11 protein-coding genes are annotated in these 15,433 nt (G+C 68.7%); 2 read left to right on the top strand and 9 right to left on the bottom strand.

Features of this window, described 5'->3' with window-relative positions; all coding sequences use genetic code 11:
- Window positions 1-55: 55 nt before the first annotated feature.
- Window positions 56-2,065, bottom strand: coding sequence for an FAD-binding oxidoreductase (locus tag H6717_32185; protein MCB9581735.1), 2,010 nt, complete (start codon window positions 2,063-2,065; stop codon window positions 56-58).
- Window positions 2,066-2,110: 45 nt separating this feature from the next.
- On the opposite strand from H6717_32185, the gene H6717_32180 reads away from it, so the two are divergent.
- A complete protein-coding gene (locus H6717_32180) occupies window positions 2,111-2,482 on the top strand; it encodes a hypothetical protein (protein ID MCB9581734.1) in 372 nt (123 codons plus the stop codon).
- A 2-nt stretch (window positions 2,483-2,484) separates the two neighbouring features.
- On the opposite strand, the gene H6717_32175 is transcribed toward H6717_32180, so the two are convergent.
- The 5 genes from H6717_32175 to H6717_32155 are packed head-to-tail and all read right to left on the bottom strand — an operon-like array spanning window position 2,485 to window position 11,118.
- A complete protein-coding gene (locus tag H6717_32175; protein ID MCB9581733.1) occupies window positions 2,485-3,957 on the bottom strand; it encodes a rhomboid family intramembrane serine protease in 1,473 nt (490 codons plus the stop codon).
- Entirely contained in the window at window positions 3,954-5,855 is a 1,902-nt protein-coding gene (locus H6717_32170) for a methyltransferase domain-containing protein (protein MCB9581732.1), read from the bottom strand. Before H6717_32170 ends, H6717_32175 begins: the two co-directional genes overlap by 4 nt.
- Window positions 5,852-6,676 carry a phosphatidylserine decarboxylase gene (gene psd / locus H6717_32165; protein MCB9581731.1) on the bottom strand — a complete coding sequence of 275 codons (825 nt, stop codon included), beginning with the start codon at window positions 6,674-6,676 and terminating at the stop codon, window positions 5,852-5,854. Before psd ends, H6717_32170 begins: the two co-directional genes overlap by 4 nt.
- 60 nt (window positions 6,677-6,736) lie before the next feature.
- Window positions 6,737-8,278: a hypothetical protein gene (locus H6717_32160; protein MCB9581730.1), complete on the bottom strand. Its 1,542-nt coding sequence runs from the start codon at window positions 8,276-8,278 to the stop codon at window positions 6,737-6,739.
- Window positions 8,275-11,118, bottom strand: coding sequence for a DUF4175 family protein (locus H6717_32155; protein MCB9581729.1), 2,844 nt, complete (start codon window positions 11,116-11,118; stop codon window positions 8,275-8,277). Before H6717_32155 ends, H6717_32160 begins: the two co-directional genes overlap by 4 nt.
- Window positions 11,119-11,216: 98 nt before the next feature.
- Between H6717_32155 and H6717_32150 the strand changes: the two genes are divergently transcribed.
- The gene (locus tag H6717_32150; GenBank protein ID MCB9581728.1) at window positions 11,217-11,990 is read left to right on the top strand and encodes a hypothetical protein; all 774 of its coding nucleotides are present in this window, start codon (window positions 11,217-11,219) and stop codon (window positions 11,988-11,990) included.
- Window positions 11,991-11,995: 5 nt separating this feature from the next.
- Here H6717_32150 and H6717_32145 read toward each other — a convergent pair whose 3' ends face one another.
- From H6717_32145 to H6717_32135, 3 genes are all read right to left on the bottom strand, one after another.
- Window positions 11,996-12,262: a hypothetical protein gene (locus tag H6717_32145; protein ID MCB9581727.1), complete on the bottom strand. Its 267-nt coding sequence runs from the start codon at window positions 12,260-12,262 to the stop codon at window positions 11,996-11,998.
- A gap of 149 nt (window positions 12,263-12,411) precedes the next feature.
- Window positions 12,412-14,745 (bottom strand): (Fe-S)-binding protein, encoded by a 2,334-nt coding sequence (locus H6717_32140; GenBank protein ID MCB9581726.1) that lies wholly within the window; start codon window positions 14,743-14,745, stop codon window positions 12,412-12,414.
- A gap of 116 nt (window positions 14,746-14,861) precedes the next feature.
- Entirely contained in the window at window positions 14,862-15,428 is a 567-nt protein-coding gene (locus H6717_32135; GenBank protein MCB9581725.1) for a hypothetical protein, read from the bottom strand.
- Window positions 15,429-15,433: the final 5 nt, after the last annotated feature.

Raw genomic sequence — 15,433 nt, 5'->3', positions numbered from 1 at the left:
TGTCCTCTGCTCTTGATTCGGCAACCTGCACTACGGATGGCGGCCAAAGCAGGATCTACTTCTTGTGCGCGGCTCGGACCAGCCGCTCCCACGCATTTTGCTCCGGACCTTCCAGCTTCGGGTGGCGGTCTCGGTGGAAGGGCAGCTGGCGTGCGGCGGGCGCGCCGCGGCGGCGAACCGTGAGCGTGGCACCATCGATGCTTCCCACGGCTTCGCGAGCACCCACGAACAAGGACGACAGATCTGGTCCTACCGCGCGGCGCGGGGACGGACGCACGCTGAGCTGCTCGCCGGTGGAGAGCGTGGCGTCGAAGCCCGCGATGGGCTGTGCCACGGGGTCGCTCCACGGATCCGGCGCGCCCGGCAGGCCTTCGGCGATGAAACGCGCGATCGTGAGGGACGGATCCGGGGGCTCGGACAGGCCCAGCTCGAGGCCGGAGCGCGCCAGGAGCTCGTGTGCAACGCCCAGCGGAGTGTCGCCGGAGAAGCGCGCCAGCAGCGAGTGCTCGTCGATCTGGGGCAGCGTGGGTGGTGGCGTGGCTTGGGGAGCGGGCCCGTCCTCGCGGGGCGTGAGGGCACCCGGATTGCAGATGCCGGCGGGATCCCAGGCGCGCATCACGCGGCGGATCAGCTCGACGCCGAAGCCGAGCTCCTCCCCGAGGCGCGGCGCTTTGCTGCGACCGACGCCGTGGTGGTGGCTCAGGGTACCGCCGGCCGCGATGGCGGCGCCGAGGGCGTCACGCCAGGCGCGTTCGTAGATGGCGAGGGCATCGTCGTCGTCCTTCCCCACGCCGGAGAAGGTGAAGTAGATGCTGCAGCCATCGGGATAGGCGTGGGAGAGGTGCGCCATCACCAACACGTGCTCGCCGAGGGCGTGGCGCACGCCGTCATACAGATCCGCGAGGCGCGACCAGGGGGCGGCCACCTCCATGGTGTCGCTGAAGGCACCCAGGCGAAACACCGGAGATTGTCGATAGCTGACGCCGTAGCGGTGTTGGAACCAACGGCGGGCCGGTCCTTCACCCAAGAGCGCGCCGTCCAGCTCGCGGCATAGGAGCGTGGCGCGCTCGAGATCCGAGTGGGCCGCCTCGCTCTCGCCCTCGAACACGAGCACCAGCGTACAGCCGCCGAGGAGATTGCCCTCCGCGGCCTCGATCACGGCGTTCAACGCACGCGGCGCGCGCAGCGCGTTCCTGAGCACGGAAACCAGGCGGGTGCTGCGCTTCTTCGGCAGCGCTTGTGGGCGAGCGACGACCGGCGCCTTCACCGTACCCTGGCGCATGAGCGCCGAGTCGATGGGGTCGTAGAGCCGGGCGACGGCCGGGCGGAGGCCTGCCTGGAACAGGACCCGCAACGCGTCCCAGCCGGCTTCGATGGTCGGGAACGAGAAGGCGCCGTAGGCGCGAGCCGCCGGTGCCCGGTGCAAGCGGAGCTTCGTCCTGGTGATCACGCCGAGGGTGCCCTCGCTGCCAATCACCAGAGGGACCATGTTGGGTCCCCCGAAGCGCCGCTGGAGCTCGACGACCTCGCCGTCGCCCAGCACGCACTCGGCGCTCACCACCATGTCCTCGATCTTGCCGTACAACCCCGAGCACTGGCCGGCGCCGCGAGCGGCGAGCCAGCCGCCCACGGTGGAGCAAAGGATGCTCGACGGAAAATGTCCGATGGTGAAACCGCGGGCCTGGATGTCCTCTTCCAACGTGATGCCCATGGCGCCGGGCTCCACGTCGATGAGCGGTGCCTCGGCGTCGATGTGGAAGCCGGCCATGTCCTTGAGATCGATCACGACGCTGGCGTCCGGCTCCACGGCGCCGCACACGCCGCTGCCGGCCCCGAAGGGCACGATGGGAATGCCGCGCTCGTGACAGTAGCGAACCACCCGCGCCACCTCGTCCGTGGAGCGGGGCCAGACCACGGCGCGGGGCGGGTGCTCCGCGGGGCGACCGGCGCGCACCTCGATCAAGCGCCGCGGCCACAGATCTCGTGCGTAGGCGATGCGGTCCGACGGCGCTGCGCTCACGCGCGCACCCGGCACGACGTGCGCGAGCTCTCGGGTGAGATCCACACAGCGCTTGTAGCGCGCGGGCCGCGGGACGTATACCTACCGTTGGTGAATCGAACGCGCATCGTCATCGCCCTGGGGCTCTTCGTCGCTGCCTGCGGAGGCGGTGCGGCCGGCGGCGCGGACGCCAAGAACGGTGGCTCCCTGGCGGGCGGCGAAGGTGGCAGCGGCGAAGGTGGCGGGAGCGAAAACGCAGAGCCGGCCGGCCCCACGTTGCCCAGCTGCGACGACGGGACCTGTTTCCAGTGCGGCGAGGGGCTCTGCCCCAAGGGCTTCTACTGTGACGAAAAGGCGACCGGGGGCGCCGCCTGCAGCTGGCTTCCGGAGTGCGCCGCGGATGCTTCCTGTGGCTGTGTGACGAAGGTTCTCGGCAGCGACTGCTCCTGCACCGAGAAGAGCGGCGGCGTTTTCTGCGAGTAGCGTCACTTCGGCGCGAGCCGAAGGGTCGTCGCGCGCCCGACGTCGTCCAGCGCGTTCAGCGTGTCGCCCGCCTGGTCCCGCACCGCCGACCGCGCCTCGAGACCTGCCGCCAACGCGTCCTTGGTCACGTCCGAGGGCGCGAGCTCATGGGCGCGCTCCAGCGACTTCACCGCCGCGTCGAAGTCCTTCGTCTTCAGCAGCGCTCGGCCCAGGTTCAGGTGGGCCCCGAAGGAGCGCTCGTCGACGGCGATCGCCTTCTTGTACTGCGCGATGGCTTCCTTGGGCTTGTCGTCATGCAGCAGCAGATTGCCGCGAAGGACCAACGCTTGGGCGTAGGCCTTGGCGATGTCCGTGTTCTTGGGCTCGAGCTCGTGGGCGCGACCGAGCTCGGTGGCGCCGGCGACGCCGTCCCCGCCCGCCAACAGCGAGAGGCCGAGGGTGCTTCGAATCAAGGCGTCGTCCGGCAAGAGCTCCAAGGCACGGCGATACTCGTCGATCGCTCCCGCGGTGTCCTTCTTGCCGGCGAGCATCACGCCCTTGTTGTAGTGGCACAGGGCGAGAGCGCGCTTGCGATCGTCGCTGGGCTCGAGCTCGAACGCCCGCCCGAGCTCGGCGATGGCGCCGTCGTAGTCTTGGAGATTCTCGAGAGCGAGGCCCAGATCATAGTGAGCAATGGGGTCCTTGGGCTCGAGCTCGACGGCGCGGCGATACAGGCGCGCCGCGCCCTCTTCGTCGTCGCCGCGGGACAGCTCCACGCCGCGATTCACGAGCTGCCCCGCCGTCTCGCTGTCGTGGCGCTTGGCGATGGTCACGCCGAACGCGGCCACCATCACGGCCACGGACAAATAGCTCGGAAGCGTGGATCTCGTGCTACCCGCCGGGCGCTTGGCCCACAGCATGCCGCCCAGCGCCCCCGCCGCCATGCCACCGAGATGAGCCGCGTTGTCGGCGTGGATCAGAACGCCGAAAGCGAGGGTGGCCAAAAGCCAACCGACCAGGGAGTTGCGGGTAGAACGACCCTCGGCCCCAGCGAAATGCGCCGCCACGGCTCCGGCAGCGATGATCCCGCACAGCGCCCCGGAGGCGCCCGCGCTCACCGCCGGCGCGTTCAAATGGTGCCACGCCACCGAGGCCAGCGACCCCACCACACCAGAGGCGAAATACAGGATCACGAAGCGCAGGCGCCCGTAGCGCTCCTCCAGCGCCGGACCGATGGTGACCAGCGCTGCCATGTTCATCAGTAGATGCAGCGGGTTCAGGTGCAAGAACATGGAGGTGACGAGACGCTGCGCCTGTCCTTCCAAGACCAGGGGCGCGTAGTCCGCGCCAAAGCGCATCAGCGTCCGCGTGGAGAATGCCGACCACTCCGCGCGCCCCCCCACCGCCAGCATGGCGAGGTAGACCAGTACGTTAGCGCCCAGAAGCACGCTGGTGGGGCGCTCCACCGCCAGGGAGAAGCGCCCGGCGGGTTTCACGGGCGCTGAGCGAGGATGATGATTCTCGGCGAGCTGGCGCCGAAGAACACCCCCGGCGTGGACGGATGCCCACTGGCTTCCGTCACGCGGAAGCCCACGTCGTGCAGGAGCTTGCCGAGCTCGTGCAGCCCGTAGAGCCGAATGGAGTAGTTGCACTCGATGGAGCGACCGTCGTCCAGAATCAGCGAGCGCTTCACGCGCAGCCGGCTGGTGATGAAGTCGACGTTCATGTCATCCATGCACACGCACGCATCGCCCTCGAACCAGGTCTGCGCGGGCTGGTTCGCCACGACGAAATCTCGATTCGCCACGTCCAACAGGAACATTCCTCCGGGACGCAGGGCGCGGAAGACCCGCTGGGCCACCGCGAAATTCTTCTCTTCCTCGAAGTAGCCGAAGCTCGTGTCCCAGCAGAAGATGCCGTCGAACATCTCCTCGAAGGCCATCTCCCGCATGTCGCCCTGCAGCAGATTCAGCTTCTGACTGGATTCCTGCGCGACGTCAGCGGCGAGGGCCAGCTGGTACAGCGACAGATCGTAGCCCACGACGCCGTAGCCTCGACGGGCGAGCTCGACCGCGTGGTGCCCCGCGCCGCACGCGAGATCCAAGACCACCCCGCCCTTGGCGACGCCGAGGGACTCCTCGATGAAGTCTGCATCTCGAGTGATCTGCTTTGGGCTCTCGTGACTGAAGGCACGGGCGAAGTCCTCGCCGAAGAGCTCTTCCCACCACGCGCGCCGGGTCTTCTCCCGGGGCGGTAGGGCTTCCGGCTTGAGCTCGGCCTCCGCCCCACGGCGTGGCGGCGGCGGGGGTTTGGCGGGCTTGGCGTCGTCGTCCGTCGCGGGCTCCACCGTGACGTCGATGTCGAGCGCATCGGGAGGCTCGGAGCTCGGAGCGATGTCCTCATCGCGAAGCTCTTCTTCTTCTTCTTCGACAGAGTCGGGGGCGATGTCGTCGTCGGACAGCTCCTCCGCGCCGGCGAGCTCGGAGGCCGCCTTCGGCTCCGGCTCCGGAACGGGCTCGTCACTCGAACCCACGGAGATGATGCGCGCCGGACGCAGCGACTCGGGGGCGCGCTCGATTTCGGGCTCGGGCTCCGGCTCGGGCGCGGGCTCCGACTTGGGCGCCACTGGGGGCGGCGGGTAGGAGGTGGCGGCAGAAGCGTCGGTTTCCGCCGGGATCGCGCGAACACTGGGGGGCGACGGCGTCGGGACCTCACCCTCCGCCATCGGCGGCCAGGGCGACTCTTCTTTGTCCGCCGCCGCGACCTTGGGCGGCTTGGACACTGGTTTCGGCGGCGGCACGGACGCAGGACGCGGCGGCGCGCTGACCGGACGCGGCGGCGTGGACGCCGGACGCGGAGGAACCGACGCGGGACGCGGCGGACCGGACGCCGGGCGCGGCGGCGTGGACGCCGGACGCGGAGGAACCGACGCGGGACGCGGCGGACCGGACGCCGGGCGCGGCGGTACGGACGCCGGGCGCGCGTCGTCGTCGCGGGTGGTGACGGAGATGTTCGCCGGCGGCGGCGTGAGCTTCGGCGGAGGTGGCGGCTTCAGGGAGCCCGGCTCGGGCACACCGAGCATCGGATCATCGCCCGCCGGCGGTTGCACGCTGGCCCGGGCGACGGGCGTGTGCGGCGCGGTTTGAGCGCGCTCGCGACGTCGCTTCGGAGGCGGCGCGGAAGAGATCGGCTCCGGCTCTATCTCTTCTTCGTCGTCGCCGGCGACGGATACTTCTTCGTCTTCCACGGCGACGTCTTCGTCGTCGTGCTCGTCCATCTCGATGTCGTCCTCGAGCTCGTCACCCACACCTTCGCTGGGCGGGGGCGGAGGGCTCGAGGAGATGTCGGGGATCTCCGGCGGCGCCTCGTCGTCGAGTTTCTGCTCGTCGCTCATGCCGCCTTCAACAACGACTCGCCATAGCGCACGGGGCCAACGCTGCGGGCCAGCTGAATGCCGGGCTCGACCAGGAGCACGGCAGTGGATCCAAGGTGAAATACGCCGATCTCGTCACCGCGTTGGAGCTCGAGGGGCGGGTCGATGGTGTGGTCCCCTTCCGGCACGGCCGGCTCGGGAATGGCGCGGACGCTGATGCGTCCGACGATCACGGCGCCGACCATGACCACCGCCACGCGGCCAAGGCCCGGCGTTTGGAGGAACATCGCCACGCGGTTGTTGCGCACGAACAGCCTGGGGATGTGACGTTCGCCGATGGCATTGACCGGATACAGGTCCCCAGGAATACCGCGAACGAAATCCATTTTGCCACTCACTGGTGAGTGCACCCGATGGTAGTCCCGCGGCGACAGGTACACGACCGCGTAGCTGCCGCCGGCGAAGCCTGCAGCGTCGCGGGGATCCCCGACGAGCTCGCTGGTGTCGTAGGGTCGTCCCTTCACGAAGATGCGCCCGCTCGCGTCCACGCCACCGGTGGAGGCCAAGAGCCCGTCCGCGGGGCTCACGACCGCGTCCTCGCTGATGTCCCGCGCGCCGTCCTTGAGCGGTCGCGTGAAGAACTCGTCGAAGCTGTCGTAGGGCAGCGTTCGTGGTGCGACCTCGCCGAGATCGACGTCGTACACACGGGAGTAGATCCCCGTCACGGCACGCGACACCGTCGCAGGCAACGGCGCCTCACACAGGCGACCAACAGCCCGACTGAGGCGAACCCGGGGGATCGCGCGAAGCAGCTGAGCCGCGGCGTAGGTGGCAACACTCACCGGAAATCTCGAAATATCGCGGAGATGGGCAGCCGATGGTAGGCGGTCGGCCGGAAACGGTCAATTCTGCGGGCTTTTTCGTGCGTCCTCACACAGCCCGCGCCGCGCCGCGTTGTGGGGCAGTGGGGGCACCGGCCCCGGCTTGGCCCCGGGCGGAACCCGGGGGGTCCAGACCCCTTCACAGGCCACCGTCTCGCTCAGGGGGTCTACCGCCACGGCCAGGCCGAAGGACCGTTCGGCGGCCTTTGGGTCGGCCGGACGCTGCCAGCGTCCGTGGAGCGCGAACCAGCCGCCGTGGACGGCTCGGATGTCCTTCAGCGTGCCCAGGGTCTCGCGGGCCTGGTCCTCGTCCCCGCTGGCCGCCAAGGCTCGAGCCGCGCGGAACCGGAGGATGGCCTCGTCCGGCACTGCCGCTACCCCCGCCGCCAGCTGTTCCGCCGCGGCCTTGGGGTAGCCCCGGTTGAAGAGCAGGTCTCCGAGGCGCAGCCGGCGGGCCACCTCCCCCATCTCCGAGCTGCTGCCGTGGGGACCCAGGGTCTTTTCGTGCTTGGGCTCGGGCAGCTCTCGCAGGTACTTGCGCCAGCGGAGGATCCAGAACGAGAGATCGTAGCCAGTGACGCTGCGCATGGCCGCGCTGGGATCGGGCGTGGACAGGCCCTTCAGATCCGCCAGCAACAGCGCCAGGGCCGCGGTGCCATTCTCGTGGATCCAGTACTCCATGAAGCTAGTGACCTCGGCGAAGGCGATGGACGCGGCCTCCGGGGTCGGCAGCATCGCGATGCTCGGGCCCAGCTTGTCGATACCGACGGAACGCCCCGTGAGCAGCGCTTGCCGCGCCGTCTCGTCCGGCGAAGGTGTTGCGTCGAAGGGCTCCGCCGGACGCCAGCGAGTCTCTTCCCGCTTGGCGATGCCCTCCTGCAGCCACAGCGGAGCGCGGTCCCGCGTGGCTCGCGACAAAGTGAGGTGCGTGATCTCGTGCGCCAACGTGTCCTCCCAAGGGAAGCCCAAGGCCGTGGCGCGCGGAGAGATCATCGTGACGCGACCCCAGCGGGCCACCGCGACGGTGCCCGTGGTCTCCGCCGCCTGCAGCGGCAGGCCAGATACGGCGGAGAGCGAGAACAGGTCGCGCACCAGATCGATGCGGAGCGGACGCGGGAGTGTACTGCCCAAATCCGCCCCGATGCGGGCGCGCGCCTTCGATGCGACGTCCACGATGATCGGCACCAGCACGCGATCTCGCTCGTCCTGCAGCCGCACCCAAACGCCGTGCTTCTCGTCCTCCACCACCACGGATGCGGCCGTGGCCCCGGCGCAGCTCTTTGCCAGCTCCGCCAGGCCGGCACCCTCCGGTGTGTTGGCCAAAGAGGGAGAAGACAAGATCGCCGCCGCGGTATCGCAGTCCCCCACGTAGATGGCCAAGCGCGCACGCTCGAAGGACAGCGTCGGTGAGTCCGAGTCGGTCTTGTCCAAGAGCTCCTTGGCGTGAATGACGTCGAGCTCGGTGATGGCGTCGGCAATGCTCTGCGCTCGCCCACCGGGCACGGCGAGGGCGCCGCTGACCACGAATACGGAAGCCAACACGATGCGAAGCGCTCGGGTCATTCCAAGAGCCCCTCCGCGTAGCGTCGAACGGCGGGCGCCAAACGCCCGTCTTTGGCTTTGCCCAGGCCACGCAGCACGCGGCGGCGGAACTCCTCCGCCCGCTTGCCGTCGTCCTTCTTGGGCACGTCCCCGCCGGTGCGGATGCCCCCGTTGCCGCTCTCCTTGCCGGAGCTCGGTTCCGGTCGATCGCTCTCGGTGTCCGTCGTCTTGCCGTTGTTCGAGCGCTCCAGTTGGCGCTGCGCCTCGCGCTGCAGCGACAGACCCTTCTCCCCCTTGCCTTCGCTCAACGCTCGCGCCGCTTGCCGCATCAAGCCCTCGGCGCGCTCCAGCGCCTCGAGAGCGTCTTGGGGCAGCGCCGTCTCGCCGTTCTTGCCCCGGGCCGCCAGGTTACCCGCGCGGCGCGAATGGCCTTGTTCGCGCTCCCCGGACTTCTCCAGCTGAGCCTTGGCCTTCGCTTCGGCCTGGCGCTTGAGCTTGTCGAGCTGCTCCTGGGCCCAGCCGAGCTGACGCTTCACTTCCTCGCGGCTGCGGGAGAGATCCTCTTCGTCGACCCAGTCCGAAGGACTGCGCGGCGACTTTGCCTTGCGCTCGGCGTCTTCCAGGGCGCTCAGGGCGTCCTTGCCGCTCTGCACCGCATCGGAAAGCGACAGCCGTTCCAGGGACTGCGCCATCGAGCCCGCGTGCTCCTTCCCGAGCGCCGCCGCCGCACGACCGGAACCGGGGTCCGCACCCGTCTGCGGCAAGCCGCCGAGAGAGCGGCGAATGGCATCCGCACGCTCCCGCGCTTCGTCCTTCAGGCTGTCGAGATCCACGCCCTGCTCCGCCTCGCCGAGCGCCTGCTCCACCTGGTCGATCTCGCTCGCGTGCTCTTGCACCAGCTGCTCCAGCTCGCTGGCCAGCTGATCGAAGCGCTCCGACGCCTGCGAGGGCGAACCGCCGTGAGCGCCGTTCTGCCCCGGCGTTCCGGACTCCACGCCGCCGCGCTGAGCACTGCCGAAGGAAGGCGTCGGCCGCCGGAGCCGGGCCGCCAGATGCCGTGCGGCGAGCTCGGCGTGAAACAGATCTTCCGACTTGCGGGCGCGTTTGACGCGACCGAGATCCGCCAGCGTCACACTGCCCAGGTCGCGACCCAACGCCCCCAGCGTTCCCAGACGCTCGGCGCCCTCGTCGAGGGCCGCGATGGCCGAATCCAGCCGCGTGAGCCCGAGCTTTCGCTTCTCGCTCTCCCGCGCCTGCTCCGCGCCCGCCGCCGCTTCCTCGGCGACGTCACCCAAGCGTTTGGCCACGCTCTGCGCATCGTGGGTCGCCACGGTGGAGAGCGCGACGTCCACCCCCAGCACGACCTCCTCCGTCTTGCGCTGCACCGATTCCCCCGGCCGCGGCGCACGGGTGAGGATGCGCATCTGTCCCAGCAAAAACGCGCGCAGGCCGTCGGGCACCGTGAGCCCACCGTACACGTCGTCCACGGCGTTCTGCATCGCATCCGCGACGCGCTCGGCTCGGCGCCGTTCTTCCTTGCTGCGGTCCTTGGCCGCTAGCTCGCCCTTCTCCAGCATCTGCCACGCGAGGAAGTCCGTGGTCAGATTGCGGGCGCCGAGCAGGGCAGCGTAGCGATTGGCTTCCGGCTCCCCCACGGCCGGCGGAATCAAGGTGATGGCTTCGCTCACGCCCCACTTGGGGCCGCCCACGGGATCGTCATCGCGCGCTTCAACGGTCACCACCACGGGAAGGAACATGCGGCGCAGGAACGGATCCCGCGGCGTCAGCGCGTGACCACCACGCTCGCTGGTCTTGTTGCCGTCGAGCTTGGCCAGCGTGCGGCGCTCTTCCCGCCCTCCGGAGCGCAGCACCAGGTCCACCTGCCTCAGCCCGTGATCGTCGAGGGCCTCGTAGCGAAGCTCCACCCGCGAGACGTCCGCCAACTTCAGGGTCTTGGGGGCCCCCTCCAACGTGACGACGGGCAGCTCGTCCGGCTGGTTCTCCACCGTGACCTTGTCCGGTTCCTCGATCAGCACCTTGCCGAAGCGGGCAGCGACCACCAGCTCCGCGTCGCGCTCCACCGTCCAGCGCGCCACCACGCCGCCGCGACCGTCGCTCACGAAGGGCACTTCGCCGTCGCCGTCGGTGAGCACCAGCTGCCGCCCGTCGCGAAGCGGCACGCCGTGGATGGAGAGCAGCGTCCCCGCCGGAAGCCGCGCTGGAATGCTCGGAAACAAGTGCCGGTCCGACTGCCGCAGGTACGAAGGCGGCTGGGCCGTGACCCTCAGCGCGTCGAGCCAGGGCATGGGCACCGGCGCGCGGCCGCCCCGCGCCAAGAGCACGTCGATCCCCTCCAGCACCCGCGGCGGCCCCACCGCCAGCGCCGCGAACGCCGCCAGCACCAGCGCCAGCGAGATGCGACGGAACGTGGTCGCGCGCCGATCCGCGGCCTCCGCCACGGCATCCACCGACGCCCGCGCCAACAGGCGCTCGAAGTGGACCTGGGCCAGCTCCTTGGAGCCGGCGCCGTCTTCCCGATGGGTCCGCTGCACCAGGCTCAGGGCTCGCAGCGCGCGCTCGCCGAGCTTCTTGTCGGCGGGCAGCAGCGTGCGCTCCAGGGTGCGCCGCGGATCGAACCAGTCCCGCCGCTCTTTCCACCAGCGCACGAAGAAGAGCGCGATGGACCCCAGCAGCAGGCTGCCCGTGGTGATGCGGGCCAGCGGGGTGCCGATGCGCGCGAGGTGCGCTCCAGCGAACAGCGCGCACATGAATAGCGCGCTCAGCGCCTGACGCGACGAGACGCCCACGGGCTTGCGCCAAGCAGCCGCGAGGCGAGACAGGAGCGGCGTCGCGTCGTTCACGGTCGGGAGCTTAGCGCCAGGAACGCCCCGTCCCCAGTCCTCTTCCGTCTTGCCCCGACCTTCCGCGTGCCGGTGCCCTGCGCTACCCTCGAAGGCGCGTGGTCACCGTCGCTCGCCTCAAGCGGCTCCTGCTCGCCCTCTCGGAGCCCGCTCTTCGCATCGGCTGGCTCGAGGAGCAGCTCGAGCTGTGGTCCGTGTCGGAAGCCGCCACCCTGCTCCACGGGTTGTGCGAAGAGAGCGAACGCAGCGATCCGGAAGCGCGAGAAGCGCTGCTCTCTGTGGTCATGCTCTTGGCGCAGCGGGGCGACGACGCCCTGGTGCAGGCGCTGCGGGAGGAAGCCGCGGGCCGCCGCCTGCTGTCGCTCGATCGCTTGGTCCGCGCGGGCCCCGCGCCGGTGGTGGTGGAGCGACCGGCCACGGAGCTGCCGGTGCCGGACTACGGGGTGGGGCGGGAGCTGACCTTGGGCGAACGCCGCAGCCTGGCGCGCCGCCCGAATCGTCGCGCCTTCGACCGCCTGCTCAGCGACCCGCACCCGTTGGTGATTCGCCAACTGCTGCAGAACCCGAAGCTGACTGAAGCCGACGTGCTGCGCTTGGTAACCCGCCGCCCCGCTCGCTTGGAAGTGCTGCGCGAGGTCGTGCAGTACCCTCGCTGGTTGACCCGTAGCCGCGTGCGCCTGAGCATCCTGCTCAACCCCGGCTCGCCGCCGGCCATTGCCATCCCGATGCTGTCCGTGTGCAAGCGCACCGAGCTGGTCGAAGTGCTCCGCGGCACCGACGTGAGCAACGTGCTGCGCGCCACTGCGCTCGAGCTCCTGGAGCGCCGCCCACCGTTGGCCGTGGTGGATCAGGCCGACGCCGTTCTGCAGTGAAGGGCTCAGCCCTCTTCTTCTTCTTCGCTCTCCCACTTGATGAGCGCGCCGATGGTGATCTTCAGCGCGCACTCCTCGCACAGTGGGGGCTCTTCCAGACGCAGCTCTTCTCCGCGGGTCCACAGCAACAGGCCCGACCCCGCCGGCGGGCCGTGAAACTGCTCACCGCAGGCGTCACACGCGAAGGTGTCCACCAGCGCGCGCTCACTCACCGGTTCCGGCTCGCAGTCGGCAAGCACGAAGTCGTTCGGGTGCACGCGGGGAGTCGCCATCTGGCGGCGAGTATACCTCGCGCGGACCTGCGAGCACGCAGAAGGACGCGCGGCGGGGAAATGGCCGGAATGCGACTTTTGCTTCGGGCATTCTTGCCGGTCCGGCGCGGAACCGACGGGGTTCGCGCCGGACCAACAAAGATCGGCATTCAAGCGGTGGTTTCCGCCTCTTCCTTCTCGGTCTCGGCTTCGCTCTCTTCTGGCTCCGGCGCGGCCTTGGCCTTTTCGTCGATGCCACACGCGATGGCCAGGAGCTCGACGACGTCCATGTTCTTCACGTCGTCTTCCTTGGACTGATCCTTGATGCCGTCCGTCAGCATGGTCATGCAGAACGGACACGCGCTGGCGATGGTCTCCGCCCCCGTCTCGATCAGCTGCTTGGTGCGCTTGACGTTCACGCGGTCCTTGTTCTGCTCTTCCATCCACATCTGCGCGCCGCCGGCGCCGCAGCACAGACCCTTGTTCTTGGTCCAGTACTCCGGCTCGAAGAGCTGCACGCCCGGAATCGCTTTCAAGATCTCCCGCGGTGAATCGTAGATGTCGTTGTAGCGACCGAGGTAGCAGGAGTCGTGATAGACGACCTTGGCCTTCACGCTCTTCTTGGGATCGAGCTTCTTCTTGGCGACCAGCTCGAGCAGATAGTCCGCGTGGTGCACGACCTCGAACTTGCCTCCGAGATCCGGATACTCGTTGGCCAGCGTGTTGAAGCAGTGCGGGCAGGTGGTGAGGATGGTCTTGGCGCCGCCCTGCTCTTGGTAGCCCTTGATGGTGGCGATGTTGGTCTCCGCCAGCATGGTGAACAGGTACTCGTTGCCGGCGCGGCGCGCCGAGTCCCCGGTGCAGGTCTCTTCTTCACCCAAGATGGCGAAATCCACGCCGGCCTGGCTCAGGAGCTGAGCGGTGGCGCGGGCGATCTTCTTGGCGCGGTCGTCGTAGCTGGCGGCACAACCGACCCAGTAGAGCACCTCGGCGTCGGGCTTTTCCGCGAAGGTTTTCACGTCCAACCCCTCGGTCCAGGTCGCCCGATCCATGCGCGACAGGTTCCAGGGGTTGCCGTTGACCTCCATGCCCTCGAAGGGCTTCTGCAGCTCCGCCGGGAACTCGCCCTTGATGATCACGAGGTTCCGACGCATCTGCACGATCTTGTCGACGTAGGTGATCATCACCGGGCACTGCTCTTCGCAGGCGCGGCAGGTGGTGCAGGCCCACAGCACGTCTTCGTGGATGACGTTGGGCACCAGATCCACCGGCTTGTACGCCGGCTCCTTCTCCTCTGTGCTGCTCTCTTCGCCCTCGGCCTTTGCTTCTTCCTCTTTGGGTTCCTCCTCGGCGGCTTCTTCGCCGTCCGCCGGGGGTAGCTCGAGCTTGACGCGGGGAACGTCTCCCATCTCGAGGAACTCTTCTTGGCGCGCGTAGAGGTGATCGCGCAGATCCAACGTGAGGTGCTTGGGGCTGAGGATCTTGCCGGTGGTGTAGGCCGGACAGTTGTCCGAGCAACGCCCGCACTCGGTGCAGGTGTAGAAATCGAGCACGTCCTTCCAGGTGAAGTGCTCGATACGGGCGTAGCCGATGCGCGCGGCCAGCATGTCCTCGCGCTCCATGGCCTTCTCCACGAAGCCCATCAGCTGTTCCGTGTCCTTCGCCATCGGCCGCAGCCGGCCCCGGGGAGAGATGTCGCTGGTGAAGACGTTGGGAATGGCGGTGATGATGTGGAAGTGCTTCGAGTACGGCAGGATGTTCAGGAACACGAGCACCAGGGTGGCGTGCGTCCAGAACCCCACGTGGGCGATCACGACCAGGGTCGGAACGCTGGCTCCGGCCACCAGAGTGGCGGCCAGGGACCCGGCCGGGGACGGATACGGCGCAAAGCTCGCGTGCGCCGCCACGCCGCCGTAGGGCGCGATGATCGTCTGGGCGCGCTGGCACCACTCGTCCGGCGCACCACTGCCACATGCAGTGGCGTAGCCATGGCTCAGGTTCATCGCGGCACCGTCGTAGAAGATGTCCGCCAGCATCATCACCGCGATGATCCCGAGGATGAGCAGGCCTTCCCAGCCGAGGGCCATCCGCTTCTGCGGGTTGATCACGCGGAAGTAGACGAACACGCTCACGCCCACGAGCACGAACACCGCAAAGATGTCCTTGAGGAAGTCGTAGACTTGACCGAGGGGCTGTTCCGGCCCGAGCACCCAGAAGCTGAAGCTCGGATCGAAGCCGCGCCCCCACAGGATCAGGGAGCGCAAGAGCAGCACCAAAAACCCGAAGAAGATCAGGTTATGGGCCAGCCCCGCGGCCAGGTAGTAGCGCATCTTCTTCTGGAAGAAGGCGAAGGTCCAAACCCGGCCCAGCCGCTCGCCGACTTGATCGAAGCGACTCTCGTGGGTGTGATCACCGACCTTGAGCAAGCCCCAGCGGTTGTGCGCGCTCCACAGGAACACGCCGACGAGGCTCAGGATGACGACGGCCATTGCTACGGGATTCATGGCTTCTTCAGAACCTTTAGGGGCTCATGCTGCTGCGCGTCAACCAAGGCCGAACGTTGGGCCAAAGGTCACGCGACGTCAGTCATGTACCAGGGTCCGAAAACAGCGCCAGGGATTCAACCGCGACCGCTGAGGCGCAGCCAAATGAGGAACGATATCCACAAGATGACGGCGATGGTCAGCCACAGCAGGAGGCGCGACCGGCGCGCCGGGGCCTGGATCGTCGGTGGATGCTCGCTGGGCAGCTTCTGCACCGCCGCCGGCTCGATGCGCGTCTCCACCCGCACCACGCCCGGGTCTGCCTGGTCTGCGGGGACGACCTGAAGCAGGAGCAGACCGCGGGGCAGCCGAGGATCATCGGCCATACCCCCGCGCTCGGGGATGCGAACCACGATGGCGCGGCCGCTTGCCGTCTGCTCCATGTCCGCACCGCGAGCGGGAAGGGTGATCCGCACCAGCTCCCCGAGCTCTTTCCGCCCTCGAATGCTGATGGCCCCGGAACGCTCGCAGCGATCACACCCGCCGCCGTCGCACGCCGCGCATTTGAGGTTGCGGGGCAGCTCCAGCTCGATTTCCGCACCTTCGTCCAGCCATTCCGCCAGCACCCGCACGCGATGCTTCACGTCGGGGCCGCGCGGCACGTCGACGGCCCCCGTCACACGACCAAGTTGGACTCTGGACACCCAAC

The organism is Polyangiaceae bacterium (assembly GCA_020633235.1).
Lineage (GTDB): Bacteria > Myxococcota_A > Polyangia > Polyangiales > Polyangiaceae > JACKEA01.
Note: the sequence above shows the minus strand (reverse complement) of the source record. Positions and strands in the feature narration are given on the sequence as shown.

Bases quoted from the DNA above. Each gene is read 5' to 3' on its own strand.
- H6717_32170 (MCB9581732.1), bottom strand. From the start codon at position 5,855: ATGAGCGACGAGCAGAAACTCGACGACGAGGCGCCGCCGGAGATCCCC.
- H6717_32160 (MCB9581730.1), bottom strand. From the start codon at position 8,278: ATGACCCGAGCGCTTCGCATCGTGTTGGCTTCCGTATTCGTGGTCAGC.
- H6717_32145 (MCB9581727.1), bottom strand. From the start codon at position 12,262: ATGGCGACTCCCCGCGTGCACCCGAACGACTTCGTGCTTGCCGACTGC.
- H6717_32140 (MCB9581726.1), bottom strand. From the start codon at position 14,745: ATGAATCCCGTAGCAATGGCCGTCGTCATCCTGAGCCTCGTCGGCGTG.